This window comes from Mucilaginibacter sp. P25, assembly GCF_050859465.1.
In the GTDB taxonomy this organism is placed as follows: Bacteria; Bacteroidota; Bacteroidia; order Sphingobacteriales; family Sphingobacteriaceae; genus Mucilaginibacter; species Mucilaginibacter gossypii.
On record NZ_CP193937.1, the window covers coordinates 5,072,293 to 5,089,483 of the forward strand.

Genomic DNA, 17,191 nt, shown 5'->3' on the forward strand with positions numbered 1-17,191 from the left:
AAGATCAGGGCTATTTTTTTCATATCGATGATTTTTGCGTTGATGATTTATTTATAGATCCTGCCCATCGTCGGGTTATTCCAAATCGCTTTCTTAACTTCCTCCAGGTCAATAGCGCCCTGGTGGCTGTATACAACCTTCCCATCCGGGTCAATCAGCATGGTATAAGGTAAAGCTCCATCCCATTTAGGGTCTACTGCCTCTATCATCTTATATTTGTCATCGCCTGTGTAAATGTAGTTGATACCTGATGACTGCTTGCGTTGTAAAAACTTCAAAGCTTTATCTTTATTAGCCGGGTCATCAGCACTAATGCTTACAAATTCCAGGCTCCTGTCGCGGTAAAGCCTGTTTAGGGTAACCAGATCGTCAAACTCCGCAACGCAGGGACCGCACCAGGTAGCCCACAGGTTGATAAGCCTTAACCTGTCCGAATGATTTTTCACCACTGTTGCAATTCCGCTGGCGTTAATGGTATCAAGTTTTACCGGCTCCTTTGCCCATTGAATTTGCGCCTTATCTATCCAATCCTTTTTTCGGCCCATTTAACCGAGCAGCCAAAGGTTTTGGTAACCGGTACTGCTATTTCTTTGCCTCCAAGTATCGCATCAATAGCGTTCAGAGCATCCAAAGATTTAGGTGTTTTGGCTGGGTTTTCCATATCATCTATCCGGCCATTGTAACGCAGCTTCCTGTCTTTATCAAAAACAAAAATATGAGGGGTAGCAACCGGGCCATATTTATTGGAAGCTACTTCGGTTTCGCCATCATACAGGTACGGGAAATTAAAACCTTTATCTTTCGCCCGTATCTTCATTTCTTCAAATGAATCACCTAAATCACTGTAGCCCAATTCGTCATAGCGCAACGAGGAAGGATTATTGGGATTGATTGCTACCACACCGACTCCCTTTGTCGCATAGTCGGTGGTCAGTTTGATCACCCTGCTTTCATAGGCCTGCGAGGTGGGGCAATGGTTGCACATAAAAACCACAACCAACACTTTAGCATCTCTGAACGATTGTAAAGTGTATGTTTTGCCATCAATACCTGGCAGACTAAAATCGGGCGCCTGCGCTCCTATCGCCAGTGTTTTATGTTCATCGAAGGCAAAAGAAAACATCGGCAAAACCAATAGCAGCCCGAAGATGAAACACAAACTGATCTTAAACTCCTTCATAATAGATATGGTTTACAATTAATCACTCGTTGATACTGCCAGCAGGTACCAGGCTGTATGCGGAAGCCATTGCTCGGCCCAGCGCCAGTCAGAATCTTTACCTGATACTGCATAAGGGATATTGAAATCAATATCATCCTCATTATCAAACCCTGAAGTAATACCATTTACAATACCGCCAGGTGCGTTGGTATATTCAAACGTGCCAAAAAAGCCATAAGCCGGATTATTATGCCCTGTACCCTGTAGCATACTGGCATCAAAGGGGTTCAGGCCCAGGATCCAGTTCAGCTGATCTATCGCAAAGCCGGAGAGCTGGTCATGGAAAGTCTTATCATCTTTAAACAGACTGGCAGCCATTCGTGCAGCGGTGGCCACAGAACCTAATCTCGCGTTTTCGCCCTGCCACCAGGGCGAAGCATCGCTGCCATGTGGAAAAAAGAAAGCGCTGTGCCGATTGCCCAATGTATCCTGCACCAGTTCGCGGCTGTAACCAAAGGGATTGTTTACTTCGTGGGTAATAGCCAATTCAAATTCCATTGACTTTTTTACTGCTGTTTTGATCTTTGCCTGCAAATCTGTGGACGCATAAGGATAGTAATACAGCAGACTTATCACAGGCAAGCCGCCATCTGATGGATGAAAAAAAGGCCTGTCCTTATCATCGGCGCGCCAAAAATTTTGGTACTTTTTCCACAAGCTTATGCGGTTAAGCAAGTTGTTAGCACGCATTTCGGCAGCAGCTTTATATATATCTTTGTGAGTTGCTTTGTATAATTCGGTAGCGGCACTCAGCGCACAATAGTCATCAAGGATATTCTCTTTTTTATCATAGTCCATTTGTGGATTTTCCTTTTCCAGAAAAGCAAATGCATTTTCGGCAGCTTTCAGGTAATCCGCATTACTAAACTCACCCGATGTTTGATAAGCCGAAGCTATAGCCAGCGCCGCAATAGCAATCCCCCGCCCGATCGGTAACTGGCCTGGTAAGTACGCCAGTTTTTGCCTGAGGTGGTTTTGGTAAATGATTGGTCTTTGGTTTGTTTAATCCGATAATTACCCTCGTCTGCCTGGATTACTCTGTCCTTTGGCAATTTGCCGGGGCCAGGCGATGACACAGAGCGATAAAATGAACCGTTTTTAACCTGCATCCGCACTAAATAATCAGCGCCATACATGGCTTCATCCAAAATCCTGCGGTTAACCTGCCGAAAATCAGTCCCTGAGCGGGCGTTTAGCAGCTCATATGTTTTAAACAGGCTAAAGGCTGTTAAACAGATCTGCTGCGGGTTAAAATAATTGGAAAATGATAAATGCGACAAATGCTTGCCGTAATCGCCGGTGGCATCATACCAACCGCCGTGCGCGTCAATAGTATCCGTTGTGTCCGGTAATACCAGATGATGATCGGCCTTATCCAGCAGGCCCGAACTGCGCTGCCCTTTAAAATAATATACTACATCGGATATAGTGGCTTTTTCAAGCACATTTTTGCCAATGGTAAAAGGGTATGATGAAATTATTCCTTTAGGTGAAGCGAATTGAATTTTATAAGTCCCCGGCACGGTAAGACTGCTAAAATCAAGCGTCCAAAACTCAAAATTTTTCCATTTGCCAACCGGGCCGCTGTAAGAGATCTTTCCCGAAAATACAGCTTTACCCTTATCTGCATCAATGAGGTTAAATGATGTAAATGTAAGACGGCTGTCGGCAACTATAACGGCATGTTTTGCCTTGTTATCTTCATAACCAACGTGATTGGTTACCACTTTGATATTTTGTGCCTGTACAAAAAACGGCAAACCGAACCAAAACAAGGCAGTGGCCTTAAACAGGACATTGATGTGTTTTTTCAGACTCATATATAAAGTTAAGAAATTGCCCTGCGGTTTAAGCATGATGGTTTTGCAATATTGGTCAAAGCTAAAAGATTAAGTTTCGGCCGGATATTTTTGTGCCACTACATTAGCTCTACCGTGATTAAACACCTCAATTTGTTACAAAGTTACCTTAGCCGATTACCCGGCAAGTGCTAAGTGGGGTGTGAAAAGTCGTTTTTAAAATTCTGTGCTTAGAAACTACGACTTTGGGCTAATGACCACGTAGCACTTTATCGATAACATAATAGTAGTGGTATTGTAGTGGCTTCAAAATAGCAATTGAGTAAAGTTTGGCTGATAATTGCAGAATATAAAATTTCATCTCTTATATAAATCCAACATGAAATATATTCTACCGGACTGCCGTAAAGTTAAAATTGTTAAACAGGCTATTCCCGGCCGTGTAAGTACGGACATCCCTACATCATTAGTATAGCTGCAACGTGTTTGCGAGGTTTCGCCTGACGCCAATGCAGGTGCATTGACTGCCGATTATGCCAAAGAACGCAATTATAATTAGTAGCTTTTATTATAATCAACCTAAACCTAAAAGAGGCCGCTTGATTTCCGGGGGCCTCTTTTGAAGATGCTTTTAAGGTTCTTTTAATCCAAGTGTCTGATAGCCGCATCGAGTAAGCGCTCATTTTTCCACCAACATCTTCCAGCATATTTCACCGCCAAGGTTACAATAATGATGAAATTGTTGCCATGACATTTTAGGTATGTATAATAATTAAATTTTTAAGCGCAATCTTTTCTTTTCAAGTAATCCAACAAATAAAACGATGATCACAGCCGTCAGAAAAGAGCGCAATAGTCCCGGAAATCCGTTATTGATAACGCCGGGATAGTTAATTTGGAACAGTTCCAGTGTAAACACCTGAAAATACGGGATCAGGTAGCAGGTTAGTGTGCTGGTACCTGCCGGTTTGATCCAGTTAAAAGCATTTATTTTTCCTTTAACGTCTACCACGTATATCAGCATCAAAAAAGCTAACGTGGTAATTCCGGAACAAATGAATACCCAGGCGGGTGTTGAACGGATCTTGGAAATACCTTCAGTATAAGGCCTTAAAGCAAAACCCGCTACCAGGAACAAGATACCGACGACAGTTAGTGTGGCCCAAATGCGTTGTGTTTTCCCTTGTTCAACCAATTTGGCATAAATACCTGATATCACCACGCCTCCCATGGTTAAAGTCATGGTCGATGCATCGTTGATTATCCAAAACGGTTTTAAAAAGATAATAGCATTACCGAGGAAACTGCCCGTAACATCTTTTCCTGCAATGGTTACCATCGTTTCGTCGTGCAACACGTTTACCTTTAATATGGTGTGCGCCAAAATGTTAATGGCGGCAAGCGTTATCCATGCTACGATAAGGTTGTTCAATTTGCCTTTAACTGCGAAAAATATAAAAGCACAAACCAAATATGCCCATCCTATCAAACCCAATATTCCCCACCATGAAGGCTCCATACCCCGTACCTCGCCATCTTCGCCACCTTTATAAATCATCGCCATGCCAATCAGCATAGCAATTCCCAATATCTGCAAGGCATATCTTTTAGTCTTTGCCATAGATTCCGGATAGTCAAGCCAGATCAGGAAGAATGCTATAGTAATAACCAGTGCCCATGCAGCCTTCGGAATTAATGCCGCCGACGAGATTATATTCTTCAAGGTTTACATGGTAAAAACCCATAATGAGCAGCGCCGCACTGCGTATCAGGATATAAAATAATACCTGTCTGGTACTATCACTCTTTTTGATCCTGTTATTAATAGCAAATGGTAACGACAAGCCCACAATGAACAAAAACGCCGGGAAAATAGTATCAGCAAAACCCATCCTGTCTTCAAGACCTTTGGCGTGGTCTATCCATTCGGGAATATGCTGTACACCGCCCGCATCGTTAACAAATATCATCAGGAGCATAGTAATCGCACGCAATACATCTATTGATAACAGGCGTTTGGGTAATTGCTGCATACTTTATTTAGGGCTTTTCTTTTAATTTTTACGGAAAATAGTGAATTATGGCTCGCGATAAATAAAATATTATCGCCGTACATACCAAATGCCAATCTCGTTTATAAGGCACTGCTATAAATCCAATGGATCATTAATGCACAAATCTATCCGATAGCATGATCAGATGCTTTTATTACAGCACTACATCACTACTACCATAGGTAACATTGTATATAAATAAAAAATTCAGCGAAGTGGGAAAGAAGGAGGTTTCGGAAGCGACGGAAAAAAGGGAGCGGATTGGTTAGCATTGAGTACGACCGGTCACAAATGGTATAAAAACGAAAATGGGCAACCAAAGGCCGCCCATTCATTAACTGGTTTTAATGTCCAATTATTTTGCAGTTTTTCTTGCAGGGATTAATGGAACGATAATAACAGCTAAGAAAAGGGCAACTTCTAATACGGTTAACATAACTTTAATTTTTTTAATGTTTTAATTACTGAACTAACAATGTTTTGAGGAAATACAATCGTTCCTACAGGCATGCTGTGGCAGGGATGCAAGAACAATTGTATCATTCCTGCCACCAGTTAGGCTAAAAACATGCCATTAAAAAACACGCCCTATAAATCAATACTTTAAGCCTAAAAACGTCATTTTCAAAATGGATTTTTTCTTTGAAACTACCTTCAAAAACTGGTGTTTATTAAATTTAACGCAGAGTTTTGCGCTTAACGAAAAAAAATGGGCTTAAACCGAGGCAAAAAAAGCCGAAAAATTGTTTTTTGCCGAATTATTTAAAAAAAGCGGGCAAACAAGCACAAATTTATTTTTAGAGAAAATTATTTCGCTCATTAATTTCCTAGCCTGCTTTGCGGCTATAAAAACTCATCGCCAAACTTTTTTTTGTAAAAAAACTATTCCGTGATTTTTACATATTAGAGGTCTTAGCATTTTTAAAAAAATTAACCGACAATTTGTCACAGGCATGACAAACGCAAATTTTGGCAGAAAATCTCTAACTTAAAAGCATGACAGTAACTGCCAAAGCATGACATGATATTAACAAATTCATCCTATTATGGCGTTTAATCCCCTATGCCAAACTTTTAAACTTTTGGAAGGCATTTAAGAATGGCCTTTTTCCAGATATTTACTGCTTCATGCATTTCTTTTTGGTTTAATGAGGCAAACCCTATCCGTACAAAACTGTGTTTAAATGTTTTATCATAATAATAATCATGTCCCGCACCTATAGACAGCCCCAGTTCATTAGCTTTTTCTGAAACAACGGCAGTGTCCAGATCATGAAGGTATTTAACCCATATGGCAAAACCGCCACATGGTATTTTAAAGGAAATATAATCGCCCAATTGCTCCTGCAGTAATTTGCAAAGAATATCCCGCCGTTCGTGATACAGCTTATTGGCTTTTTTCAGGTGCCTGCTAATGTCACCGTTCTTTAATAAACTTGCCATAGCTTCTTCTAACAGGTGCTCCCCCTGGCGGTCAATCAGCCTGCGTAAGCGGGTGGCCTGTAATAAAAAATTAGCCGGGGCAACCATAAAGCCAATGCGAATGCCCGGCGCGATGGTTTTGCAAAATGAACCCACATATATTACATTGCCATAATAATCGGCACTGGCCAGCGGTAAAATAGGGCCGCTAGTATAATGAAAGTCAAAGTCGTAATCATCTTCAATAATGGCAAACTGGTATTTTGCTGCCAGTTCGAGTAAACGCATACGCCTCTCCGAACTCAGCGTTACTGTAGTAGGCTGATGATGATGCGGCACCACGTACAGCATACGTACCTTTTGTGCTTTACAAATAGTCTCAACGGAATTAATATCAATACCATGTTCATCTACAGGGACAAATTCCAACCTGGCGCCCGCTTGCTCAAACACCTCATTTGCACCACTGTAGCCTGGGTTACCTACAATTACAATATCATTTTTATTAATCAATACCTGTGCGCACAGGTAAAGTGCCATTTGAACGCCTTTGGTTATTAAAATATCGTTAGGTGTTACATGCAAGCCACGGGTTTCACCCAAAAAACGGGCAAGTTCGTTCCTTAAATTTTCGGAACCCTGCTCCAGCCCGTACATCAGGTATTTATGCGTAAAATGATAACCTGCCATCCGTCTGTATTCGCGCACCATCAGGTCGACAGGCGCAATGCGGGTATCGGGAAACCCTTCGGTAAATGTAATATTGCCATCAGGCATTTCCACAAACATGCGCTGAGGGTTGATCCTGTTGTCATCAACGTTGAACGATGTTTTATTTGCCAGGCTATGTTTCAGAACAGCTTTTTCGATAGGCCGGGGTGCAACATCGGGCAGGTTTTTAGCTATGTAAATCCCCTTACGCGCTATAACATCAACCCAGCTTTGAGCATAAAGTTCGTCATAAGCAGCTACTACTGTTTTACGATGTACGTTTAACGATGCTGCCAACACACGACTGGCAGGAAGTGCAGAGCCTGGTTTTAAGGTCCCCTGCCTGATATAATTGATAATGCCGTTGCTAATTTGCAAATACACGGGCACCTGGCTGCTTTTATCTACACTTAATAAACTTTCGATGAGCATCATTCTGGACTATCTTTAAACTACTTTCTGGACTACAAGTATAGTCCAAAAGCATGGTATTTTTGATCATCAAAAAATAAAACTTATGCAACTCAATCAAAAAATATCATCCATATACCTAAGGTTAGCCGTTGGACTAAGCTACCTGTGGGAAGTAGCCGACCGCCTCGGCTTATTTGGCCCAAACGGTCACGCACACGTTGGCTGGGGCGACTGGAAACATTTTATTGCCTATGCCAAACAGGTAATGAGTTTCCTACCCGATGGCATCATAAATCCGCTGGCAACTATTGCAACCATTGGCGAAGGCGGTTTTGGCTTATTACTCATCCTTGGCTTATTTACCCGCATGGCAGCTATCGGCAGCGGTATCCTTAGTTTATGTTTTGCTATCGCGATGGCAATTTCCTTCGGCGTCGAATCGCCTTTAGGTTATTCAGTGTTTACTTTGAGCGCCGCAAGCTTTCTGCTGGCCGGGATGTCCCAATATTCATGGAGCTTAGATAAATGGTTCGCCTCACGTATTGTGAACAAAAAGCTTACGGCTTACCAATCATTGCAAACCAATTAAAATCAGCAAACATCTTTAACCAATAAAATAATCATGGCAACTACAGCAAATACAAAAGCATCACACCTTTTAGTGATCATAGCCTTTGCTACCGTTTATATAGTATGGGGTTCAACCTATTTCTTTATACAAATGGCTATTCAGGGCTTCCCTCCTATGTTGATGGGTGCATTGCGTTTTTTCAGCGCGGGTATTTTATTACTTGGCTGGTGCTACATTAGGGGCGACAACATATTTGTTAAGCGCGATATCATCACCTCCGGTATCTGCGGGCTGCTTACCCTATTCATAGCTACAGGTATAGTGATCTGGGTCGAGCGCAATATCCCCAGTGCCATGGTTGCCATTATGGTTTCTGTGAACCCGATATGGTTCATCATATTAGATAAAGCTAACTGGCGGGTAAACCTAAAAAATAAATCGACCATATTCGGCCTCATCATCGGCTTTGCAGGAATCTTGCTCCTTTTTGGCGAAGCTTTCCTGAAATCGGTTACCGGTACTATGGACCATGCAAAATTAACAGGATTACTATTGTTACTGGCAGGCCCTGTTGCCTGGTCGTCAGGGTCATTATATTCAAAAAGAGAGGCGGTACAGCACCAGCAAGGGTAAATACATCCTGGCAAATGATCATTGCCGGTTTGACTTTTGTACCGGCTGCTATTATTCACCAGAAGTTTAACGGATTTAATCTCGCTACTGTTCCGGCTCAGTCATGGATGGCTATCGTTTACCTTATCATATTCGGATCAATTGGGGCATTCAGCGCTTATGTATGGCTGCTACAGGTAAGGCCTGCAACGCAGGTGAGCACCCATTCGTATGTAAATCCGGTTATCGCCGTATTACTTGGGGTTTGCTTTGCACATGAAAGTATTTCGTTAATGCAGTTTTTGGGGTTAATTGTGATCTTGCTCAGCGTATTGCTTGTAAATCTTTCAAAGTATGGGAAGCTTACGTTTAAAAAAACTGTGACAGAAACAGTTGAACAAGCAGGTAACTGCAACCACCTCAACCCTGCTTCCGATTTGGAACAGATCAAAGCATTGGCTAAAATAGCTTACCGGATCTAAAATCATCTCCCTAAATAACACTTTATAAAACGATGAATAAAACCATCATATGCAGCACATGCGGCACCCAGCTTTTAGCCGGGCCGGCAACACCCCAATTTTGTCCAATTTGTACCGATGATCGACAATACGTTCCGGAGAGTGGACAGCAATGGAATACGCCAGCCGAACTTAAGAACCGCACCATCAAAATAACACAGTTAAGTGAACATCTGTATGCACTCAAAATACAACCAGATTTTGCAATTGCCCAAAGGGCCCTGCTCCTTATCTCTCCGGGAGGTAACATTTTGTGGGATTGTATTCCGTACCTGGATGATGCTACAATTGAATTTATCCGGGCTAAAGGCGGATTAAAAGCTATCGCGTTTTCACATCCGCATTATTATAGTAATATGAATGAATGGGCCGCCGAATTTGGCTGCCCAATCTATATCCACCAACATGACACCGAATGGGTACCTTTTAATTCTCCGTATATCTACTTATGGGGTGGTAACACCACACAACTTTGGGACGGCATAAGCGTAGTACATATCGGCGGTCATTTTGCGGGCAGCTGCGTGTTGCACATTGCAGGCTTTACACCCAATGGAACTATGCTTTGTGGTGATACCTTTAATATAGCCAGAAGCAAACGGCATATGGCTATTATGTACAGCTATCCTAATATTATATTACTCGCCAAGGAAGAATTTGTCAAAGCATATCAAAAAGCATCCATGCTTAATTTTGATACTGTATATGGAGCATTTGAAAACCAGGATATTGAGGGTAATGCAATGGAAATATTTGAAACTTCTATGCAGCGGTATAAAGATAGCTATGGATTATGGTTACATTAAACTAACTACGTTTTTAGCTGAAATTTTTTAAAGTAAAAAGTATGATATAATTGTATTTGGTTAATTCATTGTGTTATATTTACACAATAGCTATTGCCATTGGATAAACATCCTCTCCAATTAATCGGTAATTAACTATCTTTCAATTCCGGAAGCCAGTTTCGGGTCGCGAAGTGTAAACCAATTTAACCAAATACAATTATGAAAAAAACAGTACCCTCATGCTGCTTTTACTCATTTGCTTTTTACCTGTAACGGCGTTTTGCCAAAGCAGCAACGAACCAGTTGTTGCCGGGAACGATGTAGCTGTAACATCAACCGAAAGCGGAAAAGTAAAAGGCTATCTTCACAATGGCATTTTTACATTTAAAGGTATCCCCTACGCCAAAGCCGACCGCTTTATGGCGCCCGAAAAACCTGCGCCATGGACAGATGTACGCAGTTCAAAAACTTACGGTCCGGTTTGTCCTACCGATCCAACTACAACTGTTAACGACGAATTTGAATTTGCCTTTCAGCATGATCTGGGTTATTCAAATGAACACTGCCAGTCGCTCAATGTATGGACACAGAAACTGAACGATGGCAAAAAACGCCCAGTAATGGTTTGGCTGCATGGTGGCGGCTTTACAGCCGGTTCATCAATTGAACTTCCGTCATATGACGGTGAAAACCTGGCTAAAAAGGGAGATGTGGTACTGGTATCGGTAAATCACCGGTTAAACATTTTGGGCTTTCTTGATCTTTCAGCCTATGGTGATAAATATAAGGGCTCTGCAAACGCGGGCCTGCTTGATTTGAAATTGGCTCTGGAATGGGTAAAACAAAATATAACCCAGTTTGGCGGCGATCCTGATAATGTGACCATCTTTGGGCAGTCGGGTGGTGGCGGTAAGGTTACCTGTTTGATGAACGCGCCATCAGTAAAAGGTTTATTTAAAAATGCCATTGTTGAAAGCGGCAGCTACATCACCAATTTTAACGAAAAACCGGTTACCCAAAAAGTTGCCGCTGCATTATTGGAAGAACTTCACCTGCAGCCTTCGCAGGTTGATTCTCTTCAAAAACTGCCTTATGGTGTACTGAACGAAGCGGGTAAAAAAGCCATGAGCAAGGTCTCGGCCGAGTTGAAAAAGGAGGGCAAAACCATGAACGGCTGGGGCCCCGCTTTAGACGGCGATTTTCTTCCTTACCAACCATCAGATCCGGCAGCTAAAGAACTGTCGAAAAATGTTCCGCTGCTGGTAGGTACAACCAAAAACGAATTCGCTCCATTTATCCCCGGCCCTAAAAGCCAAACTATGGATGAATTAAAAACCAGTCTTCAAAAAAATATGGCGATAAAACCGATGCTTACATCGCCGCGGCGCAAAAAGCGTATCCAACAATTTCAAAACCATCAGAATTTACCGACATTGAATTTAACTTCCGCTCATTAGCCATTAAACAGGCAAATGAAAAGGCTGTTAGTGGCGCGGCCCCGGTGTATATGTACCTGTTTACCTGGCAATCGCCCGTAAATGGAGGTATGTATAAAGCCATGCACTGTATGGATATAGCTTTCCAGTTTAACAACATCGCACGCTGCCAGGAAATGACCGGCGGCGGTAAGGAAGCATATGCCCTTGCCGATAAAATAAGTAGCGCATGGATAAATTTTGCCAAAACCGGCAACCCCAATACATCGTCATTACCCAAATGGCCTGCATACACTGCCGAAAATGGTGCAACTATGATACTGGATAACCAATGCACAGTTAAAAATCACCCGGATGATGAATTATTAAAAATAGTAGCCGCAGTACCAAAACCATAAGTAAATGAGAAGAGTAGCTTTAATATTTGCCCTGCTGTTTAGCAGCATATGGGTTTTTGCAGCCAAAGTCGACACAGTACAAATCCCAAGCGTGGCAATGAACAAAACTTATAAAGCGGCTATTGCATTTCCTAAAGCATATGAAAAAAGCAAAGCCAATTTTCCGGTATTGTACCTGCTGCACGGGGGTATGGCCATTTTGACGACTGGCTGCTAAAAACGCCGGATAAATCATTGGTAAAAGACCTTGCTGATCAATACAACATCATTATCGTAATGCCTGAAGGTGAAATCTTTAGTTATTATGTTGATAGCCCTATTGATCCTAACAGCAAGTTTGAAACTTATATTATTAAGGAAGTGATTCCTTTTATCGATAGCAAATACCGCACGGTTAACGATAAAAAAGGCAGACTTATCACCGGCCTATCTATGGGAGGATTTGGCGCGTTGTATCTTTCAACCAGGCATCCGGAACTTTTTGCAGCAGCAGGGAGTATGAGCGGAGCACTTGACCCAAACATGACCACCTGGAAGCTCCCCCCGATAGGTTTGAGATGCTTACCAAAATGCTTGATAAAATTTGGGGGCCTATGACGCCGGATACTTACCTGCAATATTCGGTTGTGAACATGGCAGATCAGATCCGTAAAAACGGGCTGCCATTGGTTATTAATATAGGAGTTGATGACTTTTTGCTTGAGCCCAACCGTGAATTACACCGCAGATTAGTTTATAACCATACTCCACATGATTATTCCGAACAACCAGGAGGCCATACCTGGGAGTTTTGGCAAAACGCCTTGCCAGGGCATTTGTTGTTTTTCAGCAAAGTTCTGAAAGCAAATGGTGTTTACGTTTTATAAACGGCCAAATTGAATATATAAGGGAAGATCGATCACAGTATCTTCCCTTTATATTTACGCTATTTTCAGCATGGAAAGATAAGCGCCGGTAGGTGGGCATGTTCTTCATTCTCCATATTCTCCCAATCCCATAACCCATTTAATTGCGAGCTGCGGTTGCTCAATACAAAAAAATCAACCCCCATTATATTGGCCAGTACATCAACGGTTTTCATGATATCCCGCTCCTTGATATTCACCAGGTTCAGCCTTGAACCCACGAACATTTGATTGAACACAGCATCAGCATAATCATTATACATATGCGGTAATCCCGATTCAGTTATATTAAAAAGCGAGGCCTTTACACCCATAGCTTCACTCATTTTACTTAAAAAATTTACAATATCCTTTTTGGCATAACGAAGATCGGCAAGGTATCCCATATTCGTAATATTGAATGAGGCACCTTCCGGAACGGCCAGTAAGGGGCAGCATGAATGATTTAAAACAGGCATAAGCTGTTCATTAATTTCTTTTGCAGTTCCGCCAACCCCTTTGATAATTAAACCTATATCATATTTAGCTATAATTGCGTGGAGCGACATCCCCAAAGTATCCAGATAGTTAAGGAAAACTATCTTTTCGATACCTTTATTTTGATCTTTAAAACTAAAATCCTCATCATCAAATATATCCTGGGTGGTAGTATCTGATTGCTGAACACTCATCGGCTCGGGTACCGTGTTCATAACAATTACTTTGGTTTTTAATTTATCACCTAAATTACCGGCGTAAGTAAGTGCATAATTGCTTTCTTTTTGAGATTGTGAACTACCAGGATTGCTTTCATAGCCAATTTATATAATAATGAGATGTATGATTTGAACAAGTGATAACAAGAGCTGTTTCTTAATTTGTAATTAAAAAAGTCATAAAAAAGTCAGTTTGATACGCTCATGAGTTGCTGGCGGTGTATAAACTTTAACCTTTAGCTTAAAAGTGGATATTATTCACCACCTGTTGCAATAAACGGTTATGTTAGGTAATCTTTAAAATGGCTTTGTTTTAATTTACACTGATATTAAATAACGTTGCTTATTGATGTCACGGATAAATAAAAACAGATCAATTTGCAATAAAAATGACCGCTCATGCTAAACACTTGATCACTGTTGACGATTTCCTGGTAGGCACCACCGTTACCCGCTCCTGCTACAGGAAATTAGACAGGATGATGGTATTGGCGAACTGATTAAAATCCTGCCTATTAAACAATCACCTGGTTTGGTTGCTAAATATAAAAGCAAAAAAGCCACTCAATTGAGCAGCTTTTTATTTATATAAGGTTTAACAACCTTTGTTAATACAAGGTAAATTCAACCCTGCGGTTAGCCTGACGGCCTGCAGCTGTTTTGTTTGTAGCTATTGGCTGTGTTTGACCATAGCCGGTTGCTTCAATACGCGATGGATTTGCACCTTTGCTTGCGAGGTATGATTTAACCGATTCAGCACGATCTTTTGATAAACGCATGTTTAAATCAGCCGAACCTGTGTTGTCAGTATGGCCAGCAAGTTTTAGGCTAAAGTTTTTATCAACCAATAACTGTGCTACCCTATCCAAACTTGGATATGAATGTGCACGAATGGTAGCTTTACCCAAATCAAACTCAAGATTTTTGATAGCGTCTTTAACCACTTTTTTATCTTCTTCAGTAACATAAACTACCGGTTTAGCCAAAGGACAACCTGAGCCATCAACTTTTTGGCCGGCCGGTGTGTTAGGGCATTTATCGTTTACGTCCACAACACCGTCACCGTCGCTGTCGGTAGTTAACTTGGCAAGATTGGCATTGGTTGTTGCAAGGTCGCTGGCCAGCTGTGCGTTTTTCGCTTTTTCAGCATCAATCTGTTGTTGTAATTCGGCACGGGTACGCTGGTTTTCCCATTGGTACTCTGTACGCATTGATGATACGGGATTATGGGTGGCCATCTGGTGTTTTTTCTTATTGCCAAGGGCAAATTCTAAACCAATATGTGCGTATGAAAACCTGTCATCACCCGCCCCATACTTGTATCCGTCAAGGTTATCGGCCTGTACAAAGTTAACCTGGTAACCTAAATCAAGGTTTATGCCCGGGGCAAGGTCAAATTTCAAACCTAAGCCAATGGGGATAAACAATTCGTTGATATGGCCATTATCGGTTTTCTTAAAGTTTTCCTGTTGCCCGCCAACCGGGGTAATCCTTGGTGTGTAGTTCAAATTACCAACGCCTGCGGTTAAATAAGGCTGAATAAATGGCTTTTCATGGCGCCAATTGATGTTAGCCAACGTAATATTAGCACTTAAAGCTGCCGACCAGTTTAATTTAGTAGAGTATGAATCATAGGGAGAAGTACCTGCTGCGTTAGGCTGACTGTTTGATGAAGTTAATTTACCACGAAGGAAGTCGGCCTGTAAGCCCAAGGATGGCAATATTTGTTTTTTAATGTACCCGCCGTAGCCAAACTGTTCGGTTGGGCTGGTAAAATCCTGCCTGTTGTTGCGTCCAAATATGGTAAAAGGGGTTAACAAACCACCATGTACACCTATCGACCAGGTACGTAATTCACCACCACCCGAAAAGGGCCTCACGTAATCTTTTGCTGTAGCTGAGGTATCTGTTGACTGAGCGAATAATTTACTGCCAATCATAACTCCTGTAAGAAGTAATGAGGCTTTTTTTAAATTTGTTTTCATATTTATATATTTAATTATACGTTTAACATTCAAGTAAAACGTACACTGGTTAATCCAATATTGATGCCATCAATATTGGATTAACCAGAGAGCCCATTGCCAAAAGGCAGGCTAATCAAACAAAAAAAGCATATGAAATTTGATATAAAATGCTGACTCACTAAGTCAAATGCTTTGGTTTTTATATCACCACTAAGATTGCATTAAACAGGCAATCACAACCAAATTCTTAACTTTTTGTACAAATTGGTTAATGAGTTAAAAAGAATACAGTTTTGTACAGTTAAAGAGTAATTAAACAAAATAGTTGTTAAGCCATCACGGCAACCATATTAAACAAGTTTTCGCCCAGGTTAATATTGCCGCTGATGTTAGACACCTCCAATGCTGTTTGTGGATCGATACCTTTGGTGAAAACCTTCCAGGCAATATCAGGCAATAAAGTTACTGTAGTATCCGGCACAGATCCGGCATTTTTGATGAGTGTCCAGCCCTCAGCCATTTTAAGCAGGTACCAGTTACCGCCAGCTTCGCCAGTTACAGTGATTTGAATTAGCGTACTGGTGTTTGCTTTAACCGTACGATATGTATGCGGAAGCCCGCACATAAAAGTATCGATACAAGGATAAAACAATTCAGCAGTTAGGATGCCTTGTTTACCAACCGCTTCGCGGATCTGTTGCTGGTGATGAAACTTTTCGGTGTATTCGCGGGCTATATGAAACCAGTTAACGGATTCATCTTCACCTGCCCAGGCTACTGAAAATGGTGCAGGTGCAAACAAATCAGCGGCAGCCATTACTTTGCTGTATTGTTTGCCTGTAGTTTCTAAAAGGTCGATAAGCAACTGCGGGCTTACACGCTTCATAGCGTTTACCCAGGTGGCGTTTAATCCATTCAAAAAATCAACTAAATCACTATAGTTATTGATGGGATTTGAAGGAGGATCGCCTGCAAATTGATGAGACGAAGAAATGACGCGTATGTTACCATCAAGCAAATGAGCGGCTATATCCTTTACTGCCCAAAGTTTTGCTAATGTAGGCCTGTTCCAGTCGTCCGCTGATAAAGACCTAAGCAGGTCTGTCAGCTTTTGATCCAAAAGGGGGAACAGGTGAACTGTTTTAATAGGGACTTCCTATTCCGCCATCTGGTATTTTCAATGAGTAATAACTATGTTATTGAGTAGGGTGAACAATCACCTTCCATTTAATTTCGGCACCGGCTTTTGCAAGTGTTGCAGCAACCGAGCAGTATTTGTTAATAGAAAGTTCGGCAGCACGCACAGCTTTATCTTCATCAACATTGCCGTAAATATGAAATTCAATATCCACATCTTCCCATAATGAAGGTTCTTTACCTGCTTCACGTTCGCCGTTAACCACCATTTTATAATCGGTTATTTCCTGGCGTTGTTTTTTCAGGATACTGATTACGTCAATTGCCGAACAACCAGCAAGGCCCATTAAAAGCATCTGCATTGGGCGGATGCCAAAATCCTGGCCGCCACTTTCCGGACTGCTGTCCATTTTTACGGTGTGCCCGTTGGCATCAACAGCCTCGAAGCCGAAATCGCCATGTACACGTTTTAATTCAATCTGAGCCATATTTTCAGGTATTATTGTGCTAAGTTATACAATTAAGCGCTTATGCTAAAA

20 protein-coding genes are annotated in these 17,191 nt (G+C 41.6%); 9 read left to right on the forward strand and 11 right to left on the reverse strand.

Features of this window, described 5'->3' with window-relative positions; genetic code table 11:
* Positions 1–47 precede the first annotated feature (47 nt).
* From ACRQ5D_RS25570 to ACRQ5D_RS25600, 7 genes are all read right to left on the reverse strand, one after another.
* Positions 48–545, reverse strand: coding sequence for a TlpA family protein disulfide reductase (locus tag ACRQ5D_RS25570; RefSeq protein ID WP_431200725.1), 498 nt, complete (start codon positions 543–545; stop codon positions 48–50).
* Positions 521–1,180, reverse strand: coding sequence for a thioredoxin family protein (locus ACRQ5D_RS25575; protein WP_432327016.1), 660 nt, complete (start codon positions 1,178–1,180; stop codon positions 521–523). The genes ACRQ5D_RS25570 and ACRQ5D_RS25575 overlap by 25 nt, the downstream gene beginning before the upstream one ends.
* An 18-nt stretch (positions 1,181–1,198) precedes the next feature.
* Positions 1,199–2,209 carry a glycoside hydrolase family 9 protein gene (locus ACRQ5D_RS25580; protein ID WP_432329868.1) on the reverse strand — a complete coding sequence of 337 codons (1,011 nt, stop codon included), beginning with the start codon at positions 2,207–2,209 and terminating at the stop codon, positions 1,199–1,201.
* On the reverse strand, positions 2,116–3,078 hold the full coding sequence (locus ACRQ5D_RS25585) for a cellulase N-terminal Ig-like domain-containing protein (RefSeq protein ID WP_432327018.1): 963 nt from the start codon (positions 3,076–3,078) through the stop codon (positions 2,116–2,118). The genes ACRQ5D_RS25580 and ACRQ5D_RS25585 overlap by 94 nt, the downstream gene beginning before the upstream one ends.
* A 715-nt stretch (positions 3,079–3,793) precedes the next feature.
* A complete protein-coding gene (locus ACRQ5D_RS25590) occupies positions 3,794–4,744 on the reverse strand; it encodes a DUF5009 domain-containing protein (protein ID WP_432327020.1) in 951 nt (316 codons plus the stop codon).
* Positions 4,656–5,054, reverse strand: a complete 399-nt coding sequence (locus tag ACRQ5D_RS25595; protein ID WP_432327022.1) for a heparan-alpha-glucosaminide N-acetyltransferase domain-containing protein — start codon at positions 5,052–5,054, stop codon at positions 4,656–4,658. Before ACRQ5D_RS25595 ends, ACRQ5D_RS25590 begins: the two co-directional genes overlap by 89 nt.
* Before the next feature lie 1,095 nt (positions 5,055–6,149).
* Positions 6,150–7,643 carry a PLP-dependent aminotransferase family protein gene (locus ACRQ5D_RS25600; protein WP_091163767.1) on the reverse strand — a complete coding sequence of 498 codons (1,494 nt, stop codon included), beginning with the start codon at positions 7,641–7,643 and terminating at the stop codon, positions 6,150–6,152.
* An 82-nt stretch (positions 7,644–7,725) separates the two neighbouring features.
* On the opposite strand from ACRQ5D_RS25600, the gene ACRQ5D_RS25605 reads away from it, so the two are divergent.
* The 9 genes from ACRQ5D_RS25605 to ACRQ5D_RS25645 all read left to right on the forward strand — a co-directional run bounded on the left by ACRQ5D_RS25605 (position 7,726) and on the right by ACRQ5D_RS25645 (position 12,814).
* Positions 7,726–8,211 carry a TQO small subunit DoxD gene (locus ACRQ5D_RS25605; RefSeq protein WP_091163764.1) on the forward strand — a complete coding sequence of 162 codons (486 nt, stop codon included), beginning with the start codon at positions 7,726–7,728 and terminating at the stop codon, positions 8,209–8,211.
* 33 nt (positions 8,212–8,244) lie between these two features.
* Positions 8,245–8,826, forward strand: a complete 582-nt coding sequence (locus ACRQ5D_RS25610) for an EamA family transporter (protein WP_431200730.1) — start codon at positions 8,245–8,247, stop codon at positions 8,824–8,826.
* Between the two features lie 14 nt (positions 8,827–8,840).
* Positions 8,841–9,287, forward strand: coding sequence for an EamA family transporter (locus ACRQ5D_RS25615; protein ID WP_431200731.1), 447 nt, complete (start codon positions 8,841–8,843; stop codon positions 9,285–9,287).
* A gap of 32 nt (positions 9,288–9,319) precedes the next feature.
* Positions 9,320–10,132, forward strand: a complete 813-nt coding sequence (locus ACRQ5D_RS25620) for a hypothetical protein (RefSeq protein WP_091163759.1) — start codon at positions 9,320–9,322, stop codon at positions 10,130–10,132.
* Between the two features lie 221 nt (positions 10,133–10,353).
* Complete coding sequence (locus tag ACRQ5D_RS25625; protein WP_432327025.1) at positions 10,354–11,571, forward strand: carboxylesterase/lipase family protein; 1,218 nt, start codon at positions 10,354–10,356, stop codon at positions 11,569–11,571.
* A 2-nt stretch (positions 11,572–11,573) separates the two neighbouring features.
* On the forward strand, positions 11,574–11,948 hold the full coding sequence (locus tag ACRQ5D_RS25630; protein ID WP_431200870.1) for a carboxylesterase family protein: 375 nt from the start codon (positions 11,574–11,576) through the stop codon (positions 11,946–11,948).
* A gap of 4 nt (positions 11,949–11,952) precedes the next feature.
* Positions 11,953–12,165 carry a hypothetical protein gene (locus tag ACRQ5D_RS25635; RefSeq protein WP_432327027.1) on the forward strand — a complete coding sequence of 71 codons (213 nt, stop codon included), beginning with the start codon at positions 11,953–11,955 and terminating at the stop codon, positions 12,163–12,165.
* Positions 12,166–12,182: 17 nt separating this feature from the next.
* Positions 12,183–12,545: an alpha/beta hydrolase gene (locus tag ACRQ5D_RS25640; protein ID WP_432327028.1), complete on the forward strand. Its 363-nt coding sequence runs from the start codon at positions 12,183–12,185 to the stop codon at positions 12,543–12,545.
* Positions 12,542–12,814 (forward strand): alpha/beta hydrolase-fold protein, encoded by a 273-nt coding sequence (locus ACRQ5D_RS25645; RefSeq protein ID WP_432327029.1) that lies wholly within the window; start codon positions 12,542–12,544, stop codon positions 12,812–12,814. Before ACRQ5D_RS25640 ends, ACRQ5D_RS25645 begins: the two co-directional genes overlap by 4 nt.
* A gap of 65 nt (positions 12,815–12,879) precedes the next feature.
* Here ACRQ5D_RS25645 and ACRQ5D_RS25650 read toward each other — a convergent pair whose 3' ends face one another.
* From ACRQ5D_RS25650 to ACRQ5D_RS25665, 4 genes are all read right to left on the reverse strand, one after another.
* Entirely contained in the window at positions 12,880–13,545 is a 666-nt protein-coding gene (locus tag ACRQ5D_RS25650) for a hypothetical protein (RefSeq protein ID WP_431200736.1), read from the reverse strand.
* Between the two features lie 611 nt (positions 13,546–14,156).
* Positions 14,157–15,533, reverse strand: a complete 1,377-nt coding sequence (locus ACRQ5D_RS25655; protein WP_091163750.1) for an OmpA family protein — start codon at positions 15,531–15,533, stop codon at positions 14,157–14,159.
* 310 nt (positions 15,534–15,843) lie between these two features.
* Complete coding sequence (locus ACRQ5D_RS25660; RefSeq protein WP_256337361.1) at positions 15,844–16,635, reverse strand: maleylpyruvate isomerase N-terminal domain-containing protein; 792 nt, start codon at positions 16,633–16,635, stop codon at positions 15,844–15,846.
* Positions 16,636–16,711: 76 nt separating this feature from the next.
* On the reverse strand, positions 16,712–17,140 hold the full coding sequence (locus tag ACRQ5D_RS25665; protein WP_091163745.1) for an OsmC family protein: 429 nt from the start codon (positions 17,138–17,140) through the stop codon (positions 16,712–16,714).
* Positions 17,141–17,191: the final 51 nt, after the last annotated feature.

Excerpts from the sequence above, each read along its gene's own strand:
- ACRQ5D_RS25655 (WP_091163750.1), bottom strand. The coding sequence starts at position 15,533 with ATGAAAACAAATTTAAAAAAAGCCTCATTACTTCTTACAGGAGTTATG.
- ACRQ5D_RS25605 (WP_091163764.1), top strand. The coding sequence starts at position 7,726 with ATGCAACTCAATCAAAAAATATCATCCATATACCTAAGGTTAGCCGTT.
- ACRQ5D_RS25575 (WP_432327016.1), bottom strand. The coding sequence starts at position 1,180 with ATGAAGGAGTTTAAGATCAGTTTGTGTTTCATCTTCGGGCTGCTATTG.
- ACRQ5D_RS25595 (WP_432327022.1), bottom strand. The coding sequence starts at position 5,054 with ATGCAGCAATTACCCAAACGCCTGTTATCAATAGATGTATTGCGTGCG.
- ACRQ5D_RS25665 (WP_091163745.1), bottom strand. The coding sequence starts at position 17,140 with ATGGCTCAGATTGAATTAAAACGTGTACATGGCGATTTCGGCTTCGAG.
- ACRQ5D_RS25645 (WP_432327029.1), top strand. The coding sequence starts at position 12,542 with ATGACGCCGGATACTTACCTGCAATATTCGGTTGTGAACATGGCAGAT.
- ACRQ5D_RS25635 (WP_432327027.1), top strand. The coding sequence starts at position 11,953 with ATGAGAAGAGTAGCTTTAATATTTGCCCTGCTGTTTAGCAGCATATGG.
- ACRQ5D_RS25585 (WP_432327018.1), bottom strand. The coding sequence starts at position 3,078 with ATGCTTAAACCGCAGGGCAATTTCTTAACTTTATATATGAGTCTGAAA.
- ACRQ5D_RS25615 (WP_431200731.1), top strand. The coding sequence starts at position 8,841 with ATGATCATTGCCGGTTTGACTTTTGTACCGGCTGCTATTATTCACCAG.
- ACRQ5D_RS25650 (WP_431200736.1), bottom strand. The coding sequence starts at position 13,545 with ATGAACACGGTACCCGAGCCGATGAGTGTTCAGCAATCAGATACTACC.
- ACRQ5D_RS25600 (WP_091163767.1), bottom strand. The coding sequence starts at position 7,643 with ATGATGCTCATCGAAAGTTTATTAAGTGTAGATAAAAGCAGCCAGGTG.
- ACRQ5D_RS25620 (WP_091163759.1), top strand. The coding sequence starts at position 9,320 with ATGAATAAAACCATCATATGCAGCACATGCGGCACCCAGCTTTTAGCC.
- ACRQ5D_RS25570 (WP_431200725.1), bottom strand. The coding sequence starts at position 545 with ATGGGCCGAAAAAAGGATTGGATAGATAAGGCGCAAATTCAATGGGCA.
- ACRQ5D_RS25610 (WP_431200730.1), top strand. The coding sequence starts at position 8,245 with ATGGCAACTACAGCAAATACAAAAGCATCACACCTTTTAGTGATCATA.
- ACRQ5D_RS25625 (WP_432327025.1), top strand. The coding sequence starts at position 10,354 with ATGCTGCTTTTACTCATTTGCTTTTTACCTGTAACGGCGTTTTGCCAA.